The sequence below is a fragment of the Pseudomonas mangiferae genome (assembly GCF_007109405.1).
In the GTDB taxonomy this organism is placed as follows: domain Bacteria; phylum Pseudomonadota; class Gammaproteobacteria; order Pseudomonadales; family Pseudomonadaceae; genus Pseudomonas_T; species Pseudomonas_T mangiferae.
On record NZ_VJOY01000006.1, the window covers coordinates 1 to 21,730 of the forward strand.

The window sequence follows — 21,730 nt, forward strand, 5'->3', positions numbered from 1 at the left end:
TGTGGATTCACGCCGAGAAGAACCAGGACATCGAGGTCGAGCACGACGAGACCCACTGGGTGGGCAACGACCGGCGCAAGACCATCGACCGTGACGAGACGACCCAGGTCAAGCGCGACCGCACCGAGACGGTGGACCGGCACGAGACCATCACGGTGCACGGCAACCGCACGGAGGAAGTGGATGGCAACGAGAAGATCACCATCCACAAGAACCGCACCGAGGAAGTGGACGGCAACGAGAAGGTGACGGTGCACCAGAACCGCACCAAGACCATCGACCGCAACGAGACCGACGACATCGGCAGGAACTGGTCCATCTCGGTCGGCCAGTTCAAGACCGAAACCGTCAAGCTCGCCTACATGCAGTCGGTGGGCATGGGCAAGATGGTCAACATCGGCCTGGGCTACAACCTCAACGTCGGCATGGCCATGGTCACCACGGTGGGCATGAGCCGTAACGACAACATCGGCCAGAACCACACCGCCTCGGTGGGCAAGGTCTACACCCTGACCGCGGGTGGGGCCAGCACGGTGGTGATGGACGACAAGAGCATCCTCCTGCAGGTGGGCAAGTCCAAGGTGGTGCTGGAAGCCGATGGCACCATCACCCTGGAAGGGGTGAAGATCGCGGTCAACGGCAAAGAGCTGGTGGACGTCGACGCCAAGAAGATCGATCTGAACTGAGCAGGGAAGTCGTCGCGTCATGACCGTTATCGTCAGTCAGTCCCTGTACCCCGTGCAGGGCTTCGAACACCGCTTCTACCATGGCAACCGCTACCACTGCCTGTCCGCCAAGGTCACCCTGCAGTGGGACACCGAGGGGCGCCTGACGCCCCTGGCGCGTCAGCCGGACCTGGTTCTCAACGACGTCTGGCTGGACGAGGAGAACCGTTCCAGCCTGCTCTATCCCAGCGACCTGATTCCCTACAAGCCCACCACCGATGTCCTGGTCACCGGCAGCGTGCGGCCGCCGGAAGACGGCCCTCTGCCCACCTGGTACGTGGCCTTGCGCATCGGCGAGCAGGAAAAGCGCCTGCGAGTGCACGGGCCTCGCCACTGGCGGCACAGCTTGCTGGGGGGCTGGAGCCTGAGCGAGCCGGAGCCCGTCTCGGCCGTGGCCCTGCTGTACGAGAATGCCTACGGCGGCACCCTCGGTCCGCTGCGCGAGCACTACGAGGAGGGCGAATTCTACCCCCCGAACCCCCTGGGGTGTGGCTTCGTCGACCGCTCCAGGGCCGACACCGCGCAGCTTTATCCCGCCGCCCAGATCGAGGCCTGGGACGCCCCCCTGGTTGCGTTCGGCCAGGATGTGGAACCCGGCGGCTTCGGCCCTCTGCCTGGCTTCGTGCCGGCCCGCCAGCAATACGCGGGCACCTATGACGAGCAATGGCGGCAGACGGTGGCGCCGAACATTCCCCAGGACATGGACATGCGCTATTGGAACACCGCCCCGGCGGACCAGCAGCCGCCGGCCTTCCTCAAGGCCGGGGACGTGATCGAGCTGGCCGGCACCCGTCCGGGACCGCCGCTGCGGCTGGTTCTGCCGCCCTTCGACGCAGCGGGCGTCGCGCACTGGGAGGACGAATCCCGGGAAACCCACGCGATGATGCTGGACACCGTGCTAATCGACCTGGACCGGGATCGCGTGACGCTGCGCTTCCACGGCCTCGTCGACTTCGACGAGCGTATCAAGCGCATCAATGTGTACTGCGCCCCCACCACCTACCCGGCAGGAAGTTGAGCCATGGGCGATCCCATCAAGGCGGAACGGACACCCAAGCATTTCGCGGCCGTGGTTTCCCCGGCACTGGCCGCCACGCCGTTCGGGACGCGCCCGGTGCCCAGTACGCCCGCGGTCAGTTTCGCGATGGCCGAAGGCGTCGCCCAGCGGACCTATGGCAACAGTGCCAACCTGTTCCTGCTGCGCTCGACGGCCATCGACAGCGGCAAGATGTTCAAGCCCACCGAGTTCCTGCCCCAGAACCCGGTGGAGGGCAGCTTCTCCACCAGCCATGGCCACGTGGGCGTCATCAGCGGCCCGAGCATTTCCCCCTGTCCCGGGGCGATCAACTGCGGCGTGCTGCCGGGGCCCAATGCCAAGTGTTCCGCCGAACTCGAAGGGCTGCTGGAAGCGCTGGCCGACCGAATGGCCAACGAGTTCATGAACAACCCGCTGTCGTTCCTGCTGGGCTTCAAGTCTGCCCACGACAAGGTGGTGGCGGACCTGGTGGTGGAAAAGGGCAAGGGCTACTGGGATTCGATCAAGGGCGGTGCGCAGTGGGTCTGGGGGGGCGTCACCAAGAGTGCCGACTACCTGGCCAACAATGACATCGGCACCATCGCCAACGATGCCAAGGAAGGGGTCGAGAAGGCCTACGACGCGTCCGTCGCCTTCACCACCGATGTGATGGAGGCCATCGACGAGCTGAGCCAGCTCAGCCTTGATGAGATCAAGGCGATCATCAAGGACTGGCTGCGCGAGCTGCTGGACGACCTGGCCTGTTCGGCTCAGGAGTTGCTGGCCAGCATGCTGGCCGATCCCAAGCCCATGGCGGAGCAACTGGGGGAGGCGGCGGGTGCGGCCGAGGTGCACGTGGCCGAAACGGTGGTGATTGCCGTGGCGACCCGGGGGGCGGGCGGTGCGGCGAGCAAGGTCGGTCAGCTGATCGGCAAGACCGGCAACCGCATCGGTGACCTCTACGAGCGGCTGAAGAGAGCGACGAAGAAGCCACGCGGCACCAAGCCGTCCCACGACCCCAAGCCCAAGCCGGTGCCGAAGAAGCCCACCCCTGAGCAGGAGCGGCCCCATGACAAGGATGGGGTGCAAGGCAAGGAAAAAGGCGAGGCCAAGCCGAACTGCCTGAACTGTGCTTTGGCCACGCCCAAACCGGTAAATGCTATTTATGGCGCTAAGCTGCTGAGCGGTGGCCAAGATCTGGATTTTGTTTTAGAGGCGCCTTTGCCATTAGCTTGGCAGCGAACTTATGCGTCGAACAATCCCAACGTTTCTTGGCTAGGGCAGGGGTGGAGCGTACCCATTGGCTTTCGCCTAGACGTAGAAAGCCAAGCTATCGTCTTCGTCGACTTACAGGGTCGGCGTACCTCGTTCCCCGATATAGCGGTGGGCGAGCGGTTCTTCTCCCGCTACGAATTCACCACCTTGCAGCGCAACCAGCGCAACCAGTACGAAGTGATCGCCCCAGACGGGTTGCGCCTGATCTTCGGCCTGGCTCCGCGGGACCAGGCTGCGCTGGGCGAGCGCGAGGTCGACGAGGCGCATCGCCAGCAGCGCGAGGCGCTGGCCTGGGAGCGGCTGCTGGCCAGCCGTGCCGCCCAGGGCGAAGAGCCGCTTGCGGCACCTGAGTCCGACCCCAAGGGCTTGCGGCCCCAGGCCGATTCGTTGGTGCTGCTGGGCTTCATCGATCCCAACCACAACCACCTGCGCCTGCATTACGCCGAGGATGGGCTGCCTTATCACCTGGACACCAGCAGCGGTCGCCGGCTGGGCTTCCTCTTCGATCGCAGCCGTCCGCGGGAACCGCGCCTGACCCATGTGGTGGAGCTGTTCGGCCAGCCCGATGCGGCGGGGCACTACCCGCGCGAGCAGCAGCAGTGGCTGGTGAAGTACTGCTACAGTGCCGAAGGCGACCTGGTAGAAGTACGCGACGGTAACGGGCAGGTCTGCCGGACCTTTGCCTGGGCCAACCACATGCTGATGGAGCACACCGAGCCGGGTGGGCTGGTGTCGCGGTACGAGTGGGATCGGCTTACGCCGAAGGGCAAGGTGCTGCGCAATACCCTCTCCAACGGCCAGCGCTGGACGTTCGTTTACGACGAGTTGGCTCGGGAAACCCAGGTTACTGACGCGGAAAATCGGGTGGTCCTGTATCGCTACGATGAAGACGACCGCCTCGTGGGCAAGGTGGATGCCTTGGGCGGAGAAAGCCGCTATGAGCTCGACCCTTACGGCAATCTGCTGGCCAGCACCGATCCAGCGGGGCGTACTACACGGTTCCAATACGATGCTCGGGGCAACCTTACCTGCCTGATCCAACCGGACGGCGCGTCCTACCGCTTCACCTGGGACGAGACTTGGCGCAAGCCGACGTCCATCACCGACCCGCTGGGCCGCACCACCCAGTACCGCTACGACACGCGCGGCAACCTGGTGGAACTGGTCGAGCCGGATGGTGGCCGCACCGATTACCGCCTGGATGCCCGTGGGCTGCCCACCGCGCTGGTGGACGCCCGGGGTGGGGTGAAGACCTTCGACTTCGATGCCCAGGGCCGGCTGCTGGGCTACACGGACTGCTCCGGCAGCCGCACCGGCTATGCCTACGACGCCCACGGCAACCTCGTCAGCGCGACCGATGCCCTGGGTCACACCACCCAGTACCGCTACACACGGGTCAACCGGCGCTTCCGCCTGAGCCACGTGCGCCACGCCGATGGGGGCGAGGAGCGCTTCGCCTACGACCCGTTGGGGCGGCTGGTGGCGCACCACGATCCCTTGGGTCGGGCGACCCGCTACCGCCTGGACGCCGAAGGCCGACCCCTGGAGCGGATCGACGCCCTGGGCCACCGGCTGGGGTATCGCTACGACCTGCACGGCCGCCTGGCGACCCTCACCAACGAGAACGGTGCGCTGTACCGCTTTGCCTGGGACCCGTTGGACCGGCTGGTGGCCGAGCAGGGCTTCGACGGCCGGCGCATCGACTACCGCTACGATGCAGCGGGGCATCTGCTGGAGAGCGCCGACGGCGTACCGCTGGGCCTGCCGCTGCTGGGCGAGGGCAGTGGAGCGCCGATCCTGCGCACCCGCTATGCCCGCGACGCCATGGGGCGGATGCTGGACAAGTACAGCCTCAAGCCAGACATCACCGGCCGGCCCCAGGTCGCCCACAGCCGCTACGCCTACGACGCTGCCGGGCAACTGGTGCGCGCACGCAACCGCCAGGCCCGGGTCGAGCTGTACTACAACCAGGGCGGTCGGTTGAGCCGGGAAGTGCTGCGCGGGCGCGGCGGGCAGTTCAGCGAACTGCAGCATCGCTACGACCTGCTGGGCAACCGCGAAGCTACAGTGCTGCCGGACGGTCGGACCCTCAACACCCTGACCTATGGCAGCGGCCACGTGCACCAGATCAACCTGGACTTCCAGACGATCTGCGACTTCGAGCGCGATGCCTTGCACCGAGAAGTGGGCCGTAGCCAGGGGGCGCTGTTCACCCAGTACAGCCTGGATCCGCTGGGGCGGTTGCTGCAGAGCCAGGCGCGGCTGCAACGTGAAGCCGCCGAGCCCCTGGTCGGGCCCGGTGCCGACAGCCCGGCGAGCCAGGGCCAGCGCATCGCCCGGCGCTACCAGTACGATCTGGCGGGCCAGCTCACCGCCCTGAGCGACCGTCGCCAGGGCGTGACCCAGTACGGCTACGACGCGTTGGGTCGGTTGCGAGCAGCGCTGTCGCCGCGCGGGGAAGAACTGTTCGCCTTCGACCCGGCCCACAACCTGATGGAGCCGGATCAGGCGCAGCGGGAAGACGTGCGGGCCCGCAAGACCCAGTGGACCGAGGAGGAATGGACGGCCTACGTGCAGGCCAACCTGCACAACCCCGACTTCAACCCACTGTTGACCCCGGCCGAGGCGGCCTCCGACCCCAGTACCTGGGGCGAGAACCGACCGAACCGGCTACGGGTGTGGCAAGAGCACCGTTACGCCTACGACCAGTGGGGTAACTGCGTCGAGAAGAAGTCCGGGCCGAACCAGGTACGGCACTTCGAGTGGGACGCCGAGCATCGGCTGAGCCGGGCGACGATCGAGACGCGCAAGGATCGCTTCGTCCACCAGGAGCGCTGGGGCTACGACTACGACCCTTTCGGGCGGCGCATCGCCAAGTACCGACTTGACCGCAATAGCAGCCGCTCGCCGCGGCCTTGGCAGGACCCCGACGCCCGCCACTTCGCCTGGGACGGCAACCGGCTGCTGATGGAGCGACAAGGGCAGCGGCAGAGCCTGTACGTGTACGAGGCACCGGACAGCTTCGTGCCCCTGGCGCTGGTGCGCAGCGAAGGCACTCTTCCGGCCCGCGAGGAGGATATCCCGCTGCCGGCGGAGTGGCTGGCCCTGAAGGACCTGCACCCGGAGCAGTGGGCGGCCACCACGGGCGCGCTGCAGCGCAAGATCGAAGCCAAGCGCCAGGCGAAGCGGGAACGGCTGGGCCGCAGTGACGACGTCGAAGCCCAAGGCGACCACGGCCCGGCGGAAATCCTCTACTTCCACACCGACCACCTGGGCACGCCGCGGGAGCTGACCGACGGAGGCGGCCGGATCGTTTGGTCGGCGACCTACAAGGCGTGGGGCAACGCTTACGTTGAGCATCCCGCGCAGCCGGTGCGGCGCGTGGTGGGCAACACCCAGCTCGAGACCTGGGAGGCGACGAGCGAGCCGGTGCAGCAAAACCTGCGCTTCCAGGGTCAGTACTTCGACGGTGAGACGGGCCTGCACTACAACCGCTTCCGGTACTACGATCCGGATATCGGGCGGTTCGTGAGCCAGGATCCAATTGGACTTTTGGGAGGAGACAACAGTTATCAATATGCTCCTAACCCAATAGGGTGGATTGACCCTCTAGGGTTAAATCGGTTTAAAAGGAGCAAATGGGGTCCTTGTCAAAAAGGGACAGGTTTAGATTATGTTGTTTTTCAACAGGATATTGACTGGGACTTGGCTGTGAAAGGTAAGACAAATTTGGAGCGGGCTGCAGAGGGCGGAGCGCCATTTATCATGAAAAATGGTTCTCCTCAGCAAGTACAGTTGCACCACTCGAGGCAGCAATCTGTTGGACCTTTGTTTGAAGTAACTACTAGTACTCACCGAGCTGGGAAAGGTAAAGGAAGGGAAGCTATGCATCCATATGGCAATAGTAAAAATCCAGAATTCCCAGTAGATAGAGATGCATTTGATATAGATAGAAAACAATATTGGAAAGATCGAGCAGCAGCAGAGAAAATAAAAAGAGCTGGAGGGTGCTAAGATGACAAACAAGTCTATAGAAGATTATATTTCAAATCTAAGTGGGGATGTGCTTCGTGATGATGTCGCTGAAGCAATTACAGCATTGAATAAGTTAGGTATTAATAAGGGTAGTGATTTTTGGGAGTTTTATGTTAAGTATCAAGGTCCTTTTATTAGTCCTAGAGATAAGCCCGAATTACTGGACCTTATAGGGCCTGAAATTCCAGCAATATTGGATCAGACCGAATATGTAAAAGATAGATATGAAATTGGTGAGGAGTTTTTAGCAATTACTTCAGATGAAAGCGAAGGTATGTATTTGTATTCAATTTCAAAGGGGGACGTTTATGATTTAGATATTTCTGATTTAAAAGATTTTTTAAATGGGAAGCTAGCACCACGGTGGGGTGACTTTGGAAGTTTCTTGATTTGGTATTTTAAATTGTAATGGGACGGCAACCGGCTGCTGATGGAGCGACAAGGCAGCGGCAGAGCCTGTACGTGTACGAGGCCGGACAGCTTCGTGCCCCTGGCGATGGTGCGCAGCGAAGGCACTCTTCCGACTCCTGAGGAGGGTAATGCTGATATCGAGCATCCGGCGCAGCCGGTACGGCGCGTAGTGGACAACACGCAGCTCGAGACCTGGGAAGGCGACGAGCGACCCGGTGCAGCAGAACCTGCGCTTCCAGGGTCAGTACTTCGACGACGAGACGGGTCTGCACTACAACCGCTTCCGGTACTACGACCCGGATATCGGGCGGTTCGTGAGCCAGGATCCCATTGGCTAGCGGGTGGAATCAATAATTACCAGTACGCGCCGAATCCGGTGGGGTGGATTGATCCGTTTGGCCTTACAGGTGCACGCGGAACTTGGAAGGGGCCTCATGTGCCAGGTGGAGTACAGACAGGTCTTAGTACTGGTGAAGGGGGTACTGGTATTACAAATCCGGCGGTTCAAGAGGCCTACGACAACGTACCAGTAGAATTAAGATCGGATCCAAGAATGCATGGTAACTGCGCTGAAGCCGAGGCGCTGAGTAAAGGAGCTAATCAGGCTGGTGTTACAAACCTTGAAGAGTTAAAAGAGATTTCTAAAAATTCAACCTTTGAAGCTCAGCGCAACGACAAAAAAGGTAAACCTATGGTTGCATGCCGCTCATGTTCTGAGGTGCAAAAGCAACTCGGAATTACAGACATTGTTGGTTGTGAAAAGAAAAGGTGAGGTATGGGGGATTTCAATAGAATAGATGTTGTAGAAGGCAAGAGGTTAGAGCGTGAGTTTGAATTAGATTCAATTAGCTATACCGATTTGCAAATGATTCATTATGAATTTGTAAAAAAAATTGTTTTTGATGAGGCACTTCTTTCCGAGAAAAAAATTTCGAAACCATTGATTCTCTACGCTATAAAAGCAAATGAGAAAATCTTACACAATATCTCGGGTGATCTTTCAGAATTAGAATTTCGTGCCGAAAAGATAAATATTTGGAAATTTCAAGAATCATTGAAGGGGGAGGAAAAGAAATTTTTGAAGATTATCCTCAACGGCTTTTCCGGGAAAGAGGATTTTGAGGAGGCTATAAATAATGATTCTGCTACGGTCTCGATGTTTCTTTCAGGTGAATTTTTTGATTCATTAGCTCTTGGAGGGAGTGAGTTTTGTAAGAAACATGCTGAATTTGTCAGGCAGCATAGGCTGCTGAAGCCTTATAAAATATTTTTTTGATTTAAATTTTTAGAAGTGGAGGCGATTTAATCAACTAAATGAAAAGCTCAGTAAGGAATTTGCTTGATCGTTTGAATTTATTAAATGAACGCGACCCAGAGCGGGGCGAGCAGAGAATATTGCCGCCAGAGAAAAAAATAAAAAAATTAGGACTTTGAAGGCGGGTCAATATAGGGAGCTATCTCCTTACCTCAAAGAAAGATTTGAATTTTGCTCTTCGTGGGTAAATGCGAGGCTAAGTCAGAATTGGTTAAGTTTAGAAGAAATAGATGATTATGAAAGTGATGGGACTCTAAAAGAGTGGATTGAAATACGTAAGGAAAATTCATTTGGCGATGAGCCGCCAGGTAAAATAGCTCCTGAAAATTGCGCAATATTTTCATATAATCCATATGAGCCCGAGGAAACCTATCTGGTTTGGCAGGACGGAAAAAAGGAGCCGCTAATATGGGAGTACTTTGGCGGAGATTTTCTAAAATTTAATGATTTTAAGAGCTATTTAGAATTCATAGTAGGAGATAAAGAATCTGACGATAGCGGGCGTTTTTGAGTTTTTCGAATTTTAATGGATGTACGTGTACGTGTACGTGTACGTGTACGTGGCGTTGGTGCACAGCGAAGGCACTGTCCGGCCCCCGAGGAAGACATTCCGCTACTGGCCCTGAAGGGCCTGCACCCGGAGCAATGGGCGGCCACCACGGGCGTGCTGCAGCGCAAGATCGACGCCAAGCGCCAAGCGCCAAGCGCCAAGCGAAGCGGCTGGGCTTTAGAGGTAAAGCCGCCCCGACCAGGACGGCTACGGCCCGGCGGAAATCCTCTACTTCCACACCGACCACCTGGGCACGCCCCGGGAGCTGACCGACGACGGCGGCCGGATCGTCTGGTCGGCCACCTACAAGGCGTGAGGCAACGCTTATGTTGAGCATCCCGCGCAGCCAGTACGGCGCGTGGCGGGCAACACCCAGCTCGAAGCCTGGGAGGCGACGAGCGGACCGGTGCAGCAAAACCTGCGTTTCCAGGGGCAGTACTTCGACGGCGAGACGGGGCTGCACTACAACCGCTTCCGGTACTACGACCCGGATATCGGGCGGTTCGTGAGCCAGGATCCCATCGGGTTAGCAGGTGGGATCAACAATTACCAGTACGTGCCTAACCCGGTGGAGTGGATTGATCCTTTAGGCTTGACCTGTAAGGTTTACAGGATGATAAGACCCGATGAGAATCCAGATAATAGTTTGAGTGCAAAAATCCGGATGCCGATTATAAGCCTGAGGGACACGTTTTACATGGGAGTCGTCCAAAATTCAAATCCCAATATATATCTGCTACCAAAAGTCTTGAAGTAGCTATGGGTTGGGCTGCGGCAACTGGTAATAGGATAGTTGAGATAGACCTGAGTAAGGTGCCTGGTCCTGTATTGGATGTGAGTGGAGGTGATTGTGGCCTTCTTAAAGGAAAACAGCAAAAATTGGGTTAATAAGTCACAAGAGGTTTTAATTTTGGGCGGCGTCCCAAACAGTGCGATGAGGGTTCTGCCATGAAAAGTATTGAAAATTTAGAATCAATAATTATGGACATTTCTTCAAATATATTCTGTGGCTTAAGAGGGCACATTTTTCCTGCAGAAAAAGATTTTGAAGATTTATTTCGCTTTATGAAAGAATTAAATGGTTTAACAAGATCTCAGGATTTTGCTAGTAAAGAACTCGCCGGGGTATATTTTGATTTATCCACTGCTATCTACTCAGCTGTCGATACGTCAGGTGAAAAGGCAGATTGGCTTATGAATATGTTCGATAAATTTTGTGATATCGCCAGAGATTATTTTTCAGTAGAAGGTTGATAAATGGCTTTAGAGCTGGCCAGTAGTCGTTAGTAGAGCAAATAAATCAACGGAGTATCCTGGGACTCCAGACGGCTCCACCTGGCATCACCATCAAAATTCTGGTTATATGCAATTAGTGCCTGAAGATATACATGATGCAGTTAGGCACGCTGGCGGGATAGCCACCTCTAAATGTAAATAGGTGAAATCATGGTTTATTTGAGCGATGGATTTGGGCCGACTTCTGAAGACCGCATTAAGGTATTTGAAGGAAAGTGGAGCATACGGTTGACTGAAGATTATAAAAATTTTCTGCTAAAGAATAATGGCGGAAAGCCAGATTTAGCTAAATTCTGTTTTTTTGATAAAAATAAAAATAAAAATAAAAATAAAGAGGATGAAAGTGTAGTTAATAATTTTTATGGGCTATGCGGAGAGAAGGAGAAGAGAAGTCATCTGAGTTTAGATTTTAAAATGAAAGTTTTTATAGATAGATTTCCCGTTAAAGCTATACCTATAGCTTCTGATGTGTTTGGGAATCAATTAATTGTTGTTTCGGAAGGTGAGAGTTATGGAAAAGTATATTTTTTTGATCATGAGTATGAGGAGAATAATTTGTATCTAGTTGCTGAGAATGTCGAAGAACTATTAAACAAACTACATTAAAAATTAAAGAGGAAATTTCGGCATAGAAAAGACTATTGGTAGGCCGATAAAAATTATTTTCAGGCTTACAAAAAAATCTTATGTTGAGTAGGTGGGTAGTGGTATCAAAGTTGATTTTTCCTCTCCCAATGCTTTTTGAAGCTATGTTAGGGTTTCATCCACTTTTAGGTGTCGTTAAAAATAAAAGCAACGATAAAAGAGAAAGAGCGTGATGCAATTAAATGAAGATAGTGTGGAAGAATGGTTGAAAGAGCTGCTTAGCAAAGATTTTCTTTCTGGTTATGATGATGAAGAGAAAGTAATTGATTGTTTAGATTCGCGTGATACTGACCCATTCGATTCAGAATGGGTCAGTGTCGATAAGCTACTATCGAATGAAATTAAAAATTCTTCTGAAAAAGATAAGATTGAGTCACTGCGTGATAGATATAGAAAGTCTTTTTTTGATAAGGTAATTCGCTCCAGCGGTTCGGCTGATCTGGCGAGCTATGTATCTGAAGATATAGAACTTATTATAGGTGTTATATTTCTCTCTATAGAAAGTGATTTTATTTATTCTATGATATGCAGCTACGCTAAGGATGTTGTGCCAGATAATGATATGGAAAGATTAAAAGGTATGCCAGAGGCTTGATTTGGGTTTTAGTAAAGATTGCATGCAAATCTTGCCGGCGTGGATGCCAAAGAAAGCTTCTTAGTTAAAGCTGTTTAGTTTTAGGGGGAGAATTGAAGACGGTGCTGAATTAAATTAGATTGCTGCTGCCAGATTGACTGCTGGAGATACCCGATGGCCTCATATTTTTCTTTCAAAGAAGAGTTGTTAAATAAGATTAATAATGTTTTATCTAAATATGCTGCAGGTGTTTCCAGGTTTGCGCTTGTTTATGATTTTGGAAATCTAGATTTTTTTCCTATTTATTTGGCAGTTCTCACTAAGAAGCAGGAAGAAAATTATAGAAATAAAATGGTTTCCGATAGTGATTTTCAGTTACTTTGGAGCCCTGAAGAATTTACTGAGTATGCTACGAAAGATTTGTCCATAAACTTGAGCGCTGAAGCGGAAGACTTTATAAAGAATATTATAGAAAGTCAGGATGATTACGAAGTTTCTATCCGTGAAGCTATATGCTCAGTTTGTTTTTCCATAAATGATGGTTTAGTGAGTTCTTTCATATATGCAGTTGATCCAGAGCTTGCTGATTTGAAAGCTAATATTGGTTTAATAAAAAATATTCCTAGGAAAGAGGCTGTTGAGTTGCCGTCATGGGCTTAATTGGTTGTGTGTTTTAATTTATTTTCATGGATTAAATTAACTGAAGGGTTGTCAGTGAAATATTTTAGGTTTTTGTGAGTAATGGAAATTGAAATATAGCGAGCAGAAAAAAATTTGTGATTTAATGAGCTCAGCCTATCGGCTCGCTCCGTTAGATGCGATCATTGGTGTAGCTGTAGAGACTTTAAATTTACGCCCTATTCATGGTGTTAGGGTAAAGCCTGAAGGAAACGAGTCTGGTTGGTACATATGGGGTGGAGATTACAGTCCTAATGACGATTTTTTCAAACCTGTGCATCAGTCTCACATGAGTGATTTACTTCCATTTTTAAATCCATATTTTGCGCTTGATTATGGGTATAAATTTATTGTCAACGAACAAGATGATTATGTGGATATTTGGTATGAAGCTGAAGAGTAATTTTTCTGGCTAATGTTATTAAGGTTCGGTATGAATTTGGCTTTATTGCTAGGTGCTTATGGTTGCAGGTAGCATGGAAACTATAAAAATCTATGCTGAAAAAACCAGCAACGGGAATATCCTGAGGGAAGAGGTTCCTGTAGAGAAATTATCCAATGACAGTTATGAGTTGTTGGCCTCTCCGGGTCTAGCGCTTAACTTGGCCAAAGGCGACCGTTTTCGATTCGTGGATGAAAATACGCCAGTTGAAGTTTTGCAACGCTCAGGTAATTTGTGCATTCAGTTTTTTAGCGATGCCATTCCTGTGGCCGCGATTCGGTCTATCGAGCGTCGGGTAGCGGAAGAGCTGAATGGCACGGTCGATGGTTATACGGAAAGGAACGTCGTCATCACGGTTTCTGTCGAGTTGGGCTTCCCCACGATTGAACAAGTGGTGGGCGAGTTGGCGATACGTTTAACCTGGAGTGGTATTAGGGAAACGTCTATGACATGGACGATGGCGTGACCCCACTCAATTGGTGGGCCTAAAGAGGATGGACAGATGTTTGGCGTGAATAAGCCTTCGGCCTGACAGGCTTAAACACGTCCTGATTTGAGGGCCAATGAGAGCACTCAAAACATTCGAATAATACTATCGATTGTAGGTCGGCTATGGATGGCCAGTGGAAGAAGGCGTGAGTAATACTAGGTCAGCTGCGCTTTCAGAGACAGTACTCCGATGGTGAGATGGGCCTACACCACAATCGCTTCCTTTACTACGACCCGGATATTGGACGGTTCGTAAGCCAGGATCCGATTGGGTTGCTTGGAGGTAAAATTTTTAATTCTTTGGGTTTTCTCCAACCTGTGGGTTTTCTCCAACCCGCTCAATCGATTCTTTGTACTCATGCGTTGGAAAAGTGTATGGAGCTTAATTTTTTTAAGAACGAAAAATGTCTGGTTTATGGTCTATTGGCTACCAATTTTGTATTTTATTTTATGTGGATAAAATGAGTGGGCGATGGTGAGAAATAGTTATGACTGATGACGAGTTGGACAGGGTGGAGAGGCTCGAATGTCTTTTGTTAAAAACAATGTATCCGTTGAGGCAATAAGCAAGCAGTATGCTGTTTTCCTGATAAATATTCTGAATAATTTGGAGCTGCCTTCACAGTTTAATAAAAAAATTGGGGGGCTAAGTAGGTTGTTAAAGGATGCTGTAGAGGTAGAGAATTTTTTTAAAGAGGCGGGTGCCCTGAGTAAAGGGCAATCTATGCTGTGGGGTATAGAAAAGGACTGTAGGGATGAATGTCCAATCCTTTCCATGATAGCTCGCAGTGCTGTGTTTTGTTACTTGAACGATATGGCTTGGGAAAAAGAAAAAACGGGGGAAGAAACTCCTCTTTATTTTATTTTTTACTCTTTGGAACAGACCGATCTGCGATGTTTCGATAGTCTTGTGAAAAGCTTTGAAAGTCTGGCGGGCGGCTGAATTACATAAGCAATAAAATCATTCAGTTAGCCCTCGGTGAAAAAACGATTAGGTTGGCTCAACTGGCCAGCTCCCCCTGCAACGCCTCCACCGCCGCTATAGCCTGCCGTTCGCGTGCTTGCCAGTCGCCTTCTATCTCCACGAAAGGCTGACCGTGCTGTACCAGCCAATCCCGGCAGGCGGCGTGGAACGCGCGGCGTTCCTGCAGGTCGGGTTGGCAACGTTGGCCGTCCGGGGTCCAGGGGACGGTGTCCGGGGATAGCAGCAGGTGATGGTCGTAGCGGCGAGCGAGGAGGGCGGGTTCGATCCAGTCGGGGCAGTCGCCGAACAGCAGGCGGCTCCAGAGCAGGTTGCTCAAGAGGTGGGTGTCCAGCAGCAGGAGGGCGGGGCGGGCCTCGCGGGCGGCGTCTTCCCCCGCCAGTTGGCCCCGGGCGATGGGGTCGATGTCCGCGTAGGTGGTGTCGCGCTGATGTTCATCGATGAACTGGCGCACGTATTCGTCTACCACCCGGCCGCCGAAGCGTGCCTGGAGGCCGGCGGCCAGCCAGCTCTTGCCGCTGGATTCCGGTCCGGTGAGCACCACGACCTTCATGCGGTCTGCCGCCCGAGCGCGGAATCCTGGCGCCAGGTGCGCCAGCCCTGGATCGCCAGCAAGGTAAACAGGGCGTACAGGGCGGCCGTGAGGTACAGGCCCTTGTAGCAGAACAGGGCGACGAACAGCGCGTCCAGCAAAGTCCAGAGTGGCCAGCATTCCAGTCGTTTCTGCGCCATCCAGACCTGCGCCACCAGGCTGAAGGCGGTGAGGCTGGCGTCCCACCAGGGCAGGGCGGCGTCGGTATGGGTGGCCATCAGGTAGCCCAGGGCCAGGCTGCCCAGGGTACCCGCCAGCAGGCCCATGGCCATCCTTGCCGGGGACAACCGGCTCACCTGGCGTCCGTCGTGACGACCGCCACCGCGGGTCCATTGCCACCAGCCATAGAGCTGCAGGCCGGCGTAGACCACCTGCAGGAGCATGTCGGAATAGAGCTTCACGTCGTAGAAGATCCACACGTAGAGCAGCACCATCACCAGGCCGATGGGCCAGCACCAGACGTTCTGCCGGATGGTCAGCCAGACGGCGATCACGCCTAGGCTGGCAGCGAAGAGTTCAAGGGGCGACACGGTGGAGACTACCTGTGGCGGGAAAAGCGGGCATTGTAGCGTCGGCTCGCATCGCTGCGGTGCGGGTAATGGCCAGAATCCGAGCGCGTCCAGGGCCAACCCGGGCGAACCCGGTGCCCGCTGCGTCAGTCGTAGCCTAGGCTCTGTACGAAACGTGACTGCTCTTGGTGAGGGCTCATTAACGCGGGTTCGGAATGCTCATCTACCGTCGTAAATTCCGCTTCTGCGCCCGGTTTTATCTCGCCTGATTGTCGCTCGACGACTTTTTTCGACAGAACCTAGAGCCGCCAGGAGGTCCCGTCGTGGAAAAACTGAAGATCGCCACCTTCAACATCAACGGTATTCGCTCGCGCCTGCCGGCGCTGCTGGACTGGCTGGAGCGGGAAGCGCCCGACGTGGTCTGCCTGCAGGAGTTGAAGGCCCCGGACAAGGCGTTCCCCATCGCCGATATCCGCGCTGCCGGCTACGGGGCGATCTGGCAGGGGCAGACGTCCTGGAATGGCGTGGCGATCCTCGCCCGTGGCATGGACCCCCTGGAAATACGGCGCGGGCTGCCCGGGGGCGAGGACGACACCCATAGCCGCTACCTGGAGGCGGCGGTGCACGGCGTCATCGTCGGCTGCCTCTACCTGCCCAACGGCAACCCGCAGCCAGGGCCCAAGTTTGAGTACAAGCTGGCCTGGTTCGAGCGTTTCATCGAGCATGCCGCCGGGCTCTTCGCCAGCGGCCATCCAGTGGTACTGGCGGGCGACTACAACGTGGTGCCCACCGACGAGGACATCTACAATCCGCGCTCGTGGCGCAAGGATGCCTTGCTCCAGCCGGAAAGCCGCGCCTGCTTCCAGCGCCTGCTGGCACAGGGCTGGACGGACGCGCTGCGGGCCCGTCACCCGGACGAGCGCATCTACACCTTCTGGGACTATTTCCGCCAGCATTGGCAGAAGAACTCGGGGCTGCGCATCGACCACCTGCTGCTCAGCGCCGACCTGGCGCCGCGCCTGCTGGACGCCGGGGTCGACCGCTGGGTGCGGGACCAGCCCCATGCCAGCGATCATGCGCCCACCTGGATTACCCTGGACCGGAGCGAGGCCGAGACGGCCGCGCCCAAGGGCCGCAGGCGCAAGGCCAAGGCAACGGATGCCTGAGGCAATCAACTGCCTGTCATGGGCGCCTGCCAGCCTGTTGGCGCCGCCCGTTCGCTTCGCTCATTGAATGAATTCAGCGAGGGCGTCGGGGGACGCCGGTCTCGCCACCCAGGAGCCGTCAACGATGTACCACGGGGAAAAATTCAACGCCTGGACCCACCTGGTGGGGGCGGTGCTGGCCTGCATCGGTGCCATCTGGCTGCTGGTGGAAGCCAGCCTGGCCGGGGAGGTGCGCAAGATCGTCGCGGTGGCCATCTACGGCATCACCCTGCTGCTGCTCTACAGCATCTCCACCGTCTATCACAGCGTGCGCGGCCGGGCGAAGGTGGTGATGCGCAAGCTGGACCACCTGTCCATCTACCTGCTGATCGCCGGCAGCTACACGCCGTTCTGCCTGGTGACCCTTCGCGGGGCCTGGGGCTGGTCGCTGTTCGGCACGGTATGGGGCCTGGGGGTTGCCGGCATGCTCCAGGAAATCAAGCCGCGCTCCGAGGCGCGGGTGCTGTCCCTGGTGATCTACGCGGTGATGGGCTGGATCGTGCTGGTGGCGGTGGACCCCTTGATCGAGGCCCTGGGCATCACCGGCTTCTACTGGCTGGCGGCCGGGGGCGTGCTCTACACCGTGGGCATCCTGTTCTTCGTGCTGGACCAGCGGCTGCGCCACGCCCATGGCATCTGGCACCTGTTCGTGATGGCCGGCAGCCTGTTGCATTTCGTGGCGATCCTGCGCTACGTGGTCTAGGCGTGTGCCTTGGCTTGCGCGGGCCGGACCGCCGCGGGGCCTCGATATTCCATATGGGGGGCGAGCAACCGCGCATCTTTCTGGAACCGCCTTGGAGGATCACCCCCGATTCAGGGCCCCGGCCCCATGCCCAACCGCGTAGAATCGCCGCGCCACTGGTTTCGGGTGTAGCGGGGCGGAAATGGATTGGGACAACCTGCGGTTCTTTCTGGAATTGTCGCGGGCCGGCAAGCTGACCGCCGCGGCCCGGCGCCTGGGCGTCGACCACACCACCGTGGCGCGCCGGGTACAGGCCCTGGAGAAACTGCTGGACCGCCAGCTGTTCATCCGCACCCGCGCCGGCTACCGACTCTCCGAGGCCGGCCGCGAGCTGCTGGCCCAGGCGGAGGCCATGGAAAGCGCGGTGATGTCCATCGAGCGGGCCAGCAGCACCGCCGACACCCTGTCCGGCCAGGTGCGCATCGGTGCGACGGAGGGCTACGGCACGGTGATGCTGGCCGGCCAGCTGGCGGCGCTGACCCAGCGCTACCCGCACCTGGGAGTGGACCTGCTGGCGGTGCCGCGCACCGTGCGGCTGGCCCGCCACGAGGCCGACATCGTGATCACCCTGGAGCGCCCCGAGCGCGGGCCCTACCTGATCACCAAGCTCACTGACTACGTGCTGCGGCTGTACGCCTCGGAACGCTACCTGGCGTCCCACCCGCCGATCCGCAGCCCGGACGACCTGCGCGGCCACGTGTTCGTCAGCTACATCGAGGACCTGCTGTACAGCAAGGAGCTGCTGTACCTAGACGAGATCGCCCGGCCGCGGCAGAGCGCCCTGCGCAGCACCAGCATCCTGGCCCAGCAGGCCGCGGTGGCGGCGGGCGCCGGGCTGGCGATCCTGCCGGCGTTTTCCGCCTGCAACGAACCGCTGCTGCAGGAAGTGCTGGTGGGGCAGGTGGAGTTCGTCCGCACCTTCTGGATGCTGATGCCTACCGAGAACAAGGAAATCGCCCGCATGCGGGTCTGCTGGGATTTCCTGCGGGACGTGGCGGCGCGCAACCAGGATCGCCTGCTGGGCCGCGCCACCTGAGGCCGCGCGGCCCGTGGCTCAGAGCGGGTAGTCGCTCAGCTGGCGGGCGATCAGCAGACGCTGGATCTCGCTGGAGCCTTCGTAGATCTGGGTGATCCGGGCATCGCGGTAGTAGCGCTCCACCGGGTAGTCCTCCAGGTAGCCGTAGCCGCCATGGATCTGCATGGCTTTGGAGCAGACGAACTCCGCCATTTCCGAGGCGAACAGCTTGGCCTGTGACGCTTCCGACAGGCACGGGTGGCCGGCGCTGCGCAGGCGTGCCGCGTGCAGGATCAGCAGCCGCGCGGCGTTCAGCCGGGTGTGCATGTCCGCCAGCAGGTTGGCGACGCTCTGGTGCTCGATGATCGGCTTGTCGAACTGCACGCGCTCCCGGGCATAGCCCAGCGCCGCTTCGAAGGCCGCCCGGGCGATGCCCAGGGCCTGGGCGGCGATACCGATACGCCCGCCTTCCAGGTTGGCGAGGGCGATGGCCAGGCCCTTGCCCCGTGGCCCCAGCAGGTTGGCCTCGGGGATGCGGCAGTTCTGCAGGGTCACCGCGCAGGTGTCCGAGGCACGGATGCCCATCTTGTGCTCGCTGCGTTCCACCACGAAGCCGGGGGTGTCGGTGGGCACCAGGAAGGCGGAAAGGCCCTTCTTGCCCAGTTCCGGGTCGGTGACCGCGAAGACGATGGCCAGCTTCGCCCGGCGGCCGTTGCTGACGAACTGCTTGGCACCGTTGAGCACCCACTGGCCATTTTCCAGCACCGCCCGGGTGCGCAGGTTGTGGGCTTCCGAGCCGGCCTGGGGCTCGGTCAGGCAAAAGCAGCCGATGGCGCGGCCGCTGGCCAGGTCCGGCAGCCAGGCGTTCTGCTGCTCCGGTGTGCCGTACTTCAGCAGCGGGCCGCAGCCCACCGAACTGTGGATGCTCATCAGCGCGCCGAGGGCGCCGTCGCCGGCGGAGATCTCCTCCACCGCCAGGGCATAGGCCACGTAGTCGATGTAGGTGCCGCCGAACTGTTCCGGCACCACCATGCCCAGCAGGCCCAGGTCGCCCAGCTGGGCCACCACCGCGTCGTCGATCCAGCCGGCCTTTTCCCAGGCCTGGGCGTGGGGGACCACTTCGGCCCGGGCGAAATCCCGGGCCATGTCGCGAATCATGCGTTGTTCGTCACTGAGTTCGATGTCGTGCATCGTCGTTCCTTGAAAAAGCGAAGGATTCAGAAATCGGCGAAGAACGCCTGCACCCGTTCGGGGCTCACGTCTGCCAGGCGAGGCGGGTTCCAGCGCGGTTGCTTGTCCTTGTCGATCAGCAGGGCGCGCACGCCTTCCATGATGTCGCCGCGGTCGAACCACTGGCGATCCAAGTGCGTTTCCAGGCGGAAGCAGTCGGCCAGGCGCAAGGTGCGGCCGCGGCGCAGAAGCTCCAGGGTCACCGCCAGGGCCAGGGGCGAGCGGCCGTCCAACTGGGCGACGGTCTCCTCGGCCCAGGGGCGCAGCGCGGGATCGGTTTCCGCCAGCAGGGATGCGCGGATGGCGGCCATATCGGGCTGGGAGAAGTGCCGGTCGATGGCCGCCTGCAGCGGCGCCAGGCGTGCGGCGGGCAGTTCCCGCCGCGCCAGCTCGTCCAGCAGTCCGGCCAGGACCTGGGCGGCGGGGCGGTCCCAGGCGAGGCTGTCCAGGCGCGCCTCCAGTTCTGCGAAGCGGGTAGAAGGCAGAACATGGTCCGCCAGGCCGGCGCGCAGGGCGTCGGCGGCGCCCACGTGGGTGCCGGTGAGGCCCAGGTAGAGGCCCAGTTCGCCGGGCAGGCGTGGCAGGAAGTAGCTGCCGCCCACGTCCGGGAAGTAGCCGATGCCGGTTTCCGGCATGCCCATGCGCACCCGCTCACCCACCACCCGCAGCGAAGCGCCCTGCACCAGTCCCATGCCGCCGCCGAGGACGAAGCCGTCCATCAGCGCCAGCACCGGCTTGGCGTAGGCGTGGATGTACTGGTCGAGGGCGTATTCCTCCTCGAAGAAGCGCAGGTGCAGGTCGCCACCGGCCTTGTGGCTGTCGTACAGGGAGCGGATATCGCCGCCGGCGCAGAAGGCCTTCTCGCCGGCCCCGCGCAGTACCACCGCCTGGATCGCCGGGTCGTCCGCCCACTGCTGCAGGTGCCGATGGAGCAGCCGCACCATCTCCAGGGTCAGGGCATTGAGCCCGGCGGGGCGGTTCAGGGTCAGGTAGCCGATGCCGTTGCGGACCTCGTGCAGGATCGGGCTGTCCGTGTCGGCCCCGCTCATGCCTCCGGCTCCTGGGCGTAAAGCTTAATGATCGAGGAGAAGTCCAGACCGCCATGGCCCTGCAGGCTGAAGGCCTGGTAGAGCTGCTGGGCCAGGGCGCCGAGGATCACCGGCTGGCGCACCTGCCTGGCCGCCTCGCTGGCCAGCCCCAGGTCCTTGAGCATCAGGTCGGTGCCGAAGCCGCCGCTGTAGCCGCGAGACGCCGGGGCGTTTTCCAGCACGCCGGGGAACGGGTTGTTCACCTCCGAGGCCCAGCAGCGGCCGCTGCTGGTATTGATGATGCCGGCCAGGACCTTGGCGTCCATGCCCAGGGCGACGCCCAGGGACATGGCCTCGGCGACACCGATCATGGAAATCCCCAGCAGCATGTTGTTGGCCACCTTCGCCACCTGGCCGTTGCCGGACGCGCCGCAGTGCACGACGTTCTTGCCCATGGCGGCGAGGATCGGCTGGGCGCGCTGGAAGTCCTCGGCAGCGCCACCGATCATGAAGGTCAGGGTGCCGGCCGCGGCTCCCACGGTGCCGCCGGACACCGGCGCGTCCAGCATCGGGTTGCCGTGGGCGGCCGCCGCCTTGGCCACGTCGCGGGCGCTCAGCGGATCGATGGTGGAGGAGTCGATCAGCAGCACGCCGGCGGGCAGGTGGGCGAGCAGGCCGTCCTCGCCCAGGTAGACCGCCTTCACGTGGGCCGCGGCGGGCAACATGGTGATCACCACGTCGACCCCGGCGCCGGCCACCGCGCCCACCGAGGCGGCCTCCCGGGCGCCGGCTTCCACCAGCCCGGCGAGGGCCGGCTTGGACAGGTCGAAGGCGGTGACCTGGTGGCCGGCCTTGAGCAGGTTGCGGGCCATCGGGCCGCCCATGTTGCCGAGTCCTAGAAATCCGATATGCATGGCCGTGTCCTTGTTGTTCTTGTGGGGAAGGGCGCCGGAGCGCCATGGCGCAGCCCGCCGCCA

23 protein-coding genes and 3 pseudogenes are annotated in these 21,730 nt (G+C 58.2%); 21 read left to right on the forward strand and 5 right to left on the reverse strand.

The window, feature by feature from the left end:
* The 18 genes and pseudogenes from FM069_RS09470 to FM069_RS09575 all read left to right on the forward strand — a co-directional run.
* On the forward strand, positions 1 to 686 hold a 686-nt coding region (locus FM069_RS09470), incomplete at its 5' end, for a bacteriophage T4 gp5 trimerisation domain-containing protein (protein ID WP_407681571.1).
* A 19-nt stretch (positions 687 to 705) separates the two neighbouring features.
* Entirely contained in the window at positions 706 to 1,743 is a 1,038-nt protein-coding gene (locus FM069_RS09475) for a DUF2169 family type VI secretion system accessory protein (RefSeq protein WP_143488070.1), read from the forward strand.
* 3 nt (positions 1,744 to 1,746) lie between these two features.
* Positions 1,747 to 7,029: an RHS repeat-associated core domain-containing protein gene (locus FM069_RS21595; RefSeq protein WP_178106705.1), complete on the forward strand. Its 5,283-nt coding sequence runs from the start codon at positions 1,747 to 1,749 to the stop codon at positions 7,027 to 7,029.
* A gap of 1 nt (position 7,030) precedes the next feature.
* Complete coding sequence (locus FM069_RS09505) at positions 7,031 to 7,459, forward strand: SMI1/KNR4 family protein (protein WP_143488071.1); 429 nt, start codon at positions 7,031 to 7,033, stop codon at positions 7,457 to 7,459.
* A 217-nt stretch (positions 7,460 to 7,676) separates the two neighbouring features.
* Positions 7,677 to 7,867: pseudogene (locus FM069_RS09510) on the forward strand (RHS repeat-associated core domain-containing protein); the annotation flags it as partial.
* 30 nt (positions 7,868 to 7,897) lie between these two features.
* Complete coding sequence (locus FM069_RS09515) at positions 7,898 to 8,233, forward strand: YwqJ-related putative deaminase (RefSeq protein ID WP_143488319.1); 336 nt, start codon at positions 7,898 to 7,900, stop codon at positions 8,231 to 8,233.
* A gap of 3 nt (positions 8,234 to 8,236) precedes the next feature.
* Positions 8,237 to 8,737 carry a hypothetical protein gene (locus tag FM069_RS09520; RefSeq protein WP_143488072.1) on the forward strand — a complete coding sequence of 167 codons (501 nt, stop codon included), beginning with the start codon at positions 8,237 to 8,239 and terminating at the stop codon, positions 8,735 to 8,737.
* Between the two features lie 154 nt (positions 8,738 to 8,891).
* A complete protein-coding gene (locus FM069_RS09525; protein ID WP_143488073.1) occupies positions 8,892 to 9,287 on the forward strand; it encodes a hypothetical protein in 396 nt (131 codons plus the stop codon).
* A 241-nt stretch (positions 9,288 to 9,528) separates the two neighbouring features.
* Positions 9,529 to 9,927, forward strand: a pseudogene (locus tag FM069_RS21845) (RHS repeat-associated core domain-containing protein); the annotation flags it as partial.
* A 347-nt stretch (positions 9,928 to 10,274) separates the two neighbouring features.
* A complete protein-coding gene (locus FM069_RS09535) occupies positions 10,275 to 10,580 on the forward strand; it encodes a hypothetical protein (RefSeq protein WP_143488074.1) in 306 nt (101 codons plus the stop codon).
* A gap of 64 nt (positions 10,581 to 10,644) precedes the next feature.
* A pseudogene (locus FM069_RS22285) lies at positions 10,645 to 10,764 on the forward strand (HNH endonuclease); the annotation flags it as partial.
* An 8-nt stretch (positions 10,765 to 10,772) separates the two neighbouring features.
* Positions 10,773 to 11,228 carry an SMI1/KNR4 family protein gene (locus FM069_RS09545; protein WP_143488075.1) on the forward strand — a complete coding sequence of 152 codons (456 nt, stop codon included), beginning with the start codon at positions 10,773 to 10,775 and terminating at the stop codon, positions 11,226 to 11,228.
* 208 nt (positions 11,229 to 11,436) lie between these two features.
* Complete coding sequence (locus FM069_RS09550) at positions 11,437 to 11,862, forward strand: hypothetical protein (RefSeq protein WP_143488076.1); 426 nt, start codon at positions 11,437 to 11,439, stop codon at positions 11,860 to 11,862.
* A gap of 153 nt (positions 11,863 to 12,015) precedes the next feature.
* Positions 12,016 to 12,501, forward strand: a complete 486-nt coding sequence (locus FM069_RS09555; protein WP_143488077.1) for a hypothetical protein — start codon at positions 12,016 to 12,018, stop codon at positions 12,499 to 12,501.
* An 88-nt stretch (positions 12,502 to 12,589) separates the two neighbouring features.
* Complete coding sequence (locus FM069_RS09560) at positions 12,590 to 12,922, forward strand: immunity protein Imm33 domain-containing protein (RefSeq protein ID WP_143488078.1); 333 nt, start codon at positions 12,590 to 12,592, stop codon at positions 12,920 to 12,922.
* Positions 12,923 to 12,995: 73 nt separating this feature from the next.
* Entirely contained in the window at positions 12,996 to 13,427 is a 432-nt protein-coding gene (locus tag FM069_RS09565; protein ID WP_178106707.1) for a DUF4265 domain-containing protein, read from the forward strand.
* Positions 13,428 to 13,615: 188 nt separating this feature from the next.
* On the forward strand, positions 13,616 to 13,915 hold the full coding sequence (locus FM069_RS09570) for an RHS repeat domain-containing protein (protein WP_267904183.1): 300 nt from the start codon (positions 13,616 to 13,618) through the stop codon (positions 13,913 to 13,915).
* A 61-nt stretch (positions 13,916 to 13,976) separates the two neighbouring features.
* On the forward strand, positions 13,977 to 14,393 hold the full coding sequence (locus tag FM069_RS09575; protein ID WP_143488081.1) for a hypothetical protein: 417 nt from the start codon (positions 13,977 to 13,979) through the stop codon (positions 14,391 to 14,393).
* A 58-nt stretch (positions 14,394 to 14,451) separates the two neighbouring features.
* Here FM069_RS09575 and FM069_RS09580 read toward each other — a convergent pair whose 3' ends face one another.
* Together FM069_RS09580 and pnuC are read right to left on the reverse strand one after the other, a co-directional pair.
* Positions 14,452 to 14,985 (reverse strand): AAA family ATPase, encoded by a 534-nt coding sequence (locus FM069_RS09580; protein ID WP_143488082.1) that lies wholly within the window; start codon positions 14,983 to 14,985, stop codon positions 14,452 to 14,454.
* Complete coding sequence (gene pnuC / locus FM069_RS09585; protein WP_143488083.1) at positions 14,982 to 15,554, reverse strand: nicotinamide riboside transporter PnuC; 573 nt, start codon at positions 15,552 to 15,554, stop codon at positions 14,982 to 14,984. The genes FM069_RS09580 and pnuC overlap by 4 nt, the downstream gene beginning before the upstream one ends.
* A 302-nt stretch (positions 15,555 to 15,856) precedes the next feature.
* On the opposite strand from pnuC, the gene FM069_RS09590 reads away from it, so the two are divergent.
* The 3 genes from FM069_RS09590 (at position 15,857) to FM069_RS09600 (ending at position 18,516) form a co-directional block, all read left to right on the forward strand.
* On the forward strand, positions 15,857 to 16,699 hold the full coding sequence (locus FM069_RS09590; RefSeq protein WP_143488084.1) for an exodeoxyribonuclease III: 843 nt from the start codon (positions 15,857 to 15,859) through the stop codon (positions 16,697 to 16,699).
* A gap of 124 nt (positions 16,700 to 16,823) precedes the next feature.
* On the forward strand, positions 16,824 to 17,441 hold the full coding sequence (gene trhA, locus FM069_RS09595; protein ID WP_143488085.1) for a PAQR family membrane homeostasis protein TrhA: 618 nt from the start codon (positions 16,824 to 16,826) through the stop codon (positions 17,439 to 17,441).
* A 181-nt stretch (positions 17,442 to 17,622) separates the two neighbouring features.
* Positions 17,623 to 18,516 (forward strand): LysR family transcriptional regulator, encoded by an 894-nt coding sequence (locus FM069_RS09600; protein WP_143488086.1) that lies wholly within the window; start codon positions 17,623 to 17,625, stop codon positions 18,514 to 18,516.
* A gap of 18 nt (positions 18,517 to 18,534) precedes the next feature.
* Here the strand turns inward: FM069_RS09600 and FM069_RS09605 are convergent, their stop codons facing one another.
* From FM069_RS09605 to mmsB, 3 genes are read right to left on the reverse strand one after another with little or no spacing between them, the layout of a single operon-like run.
* Positions 18,535 to 19,686: an acyl-CoA dehydrogenase family protein gene (locus FM069_RS09605; protein ID WP_143488087.1), complete on the reverse strand. Its 1,152-nt coding sequence runs from the start codon at positions 19,684 to 19,686 to the stop codon at positions 18,535 to 18,537.
* Positions 19,687 to 19,712: 26 nt separating this feature from the next.
* A complete protein-coding gene (locus tag FM069_RS09610; protein ID WP_143488088.1) occupies positions 19,713 to 20,774 on the reverse strand; it encodes an enoyl-CoA hydratase/isomerase family protein in 1,062 nt (353 codons plus the stop codon).
* Positions 20,771 to 21,667: a 3-hydroxyisobutyrate dehydrogenase gene (mmsB, locus tag FM069_RS09615; protein WP_143488089.1), complete on the reverse strand. Its 897-nt coding sequence runs from the start codon at positions 21,665 to 21,667 to the stop codon at positions 20,771 to 20,773. Before mmsB ends, FM069_RS09610 begins: the two co-directional genes overlap by 4 nt.
* Positions 21,668 to 21,730 lie beyond the last annotated feature (63 nt).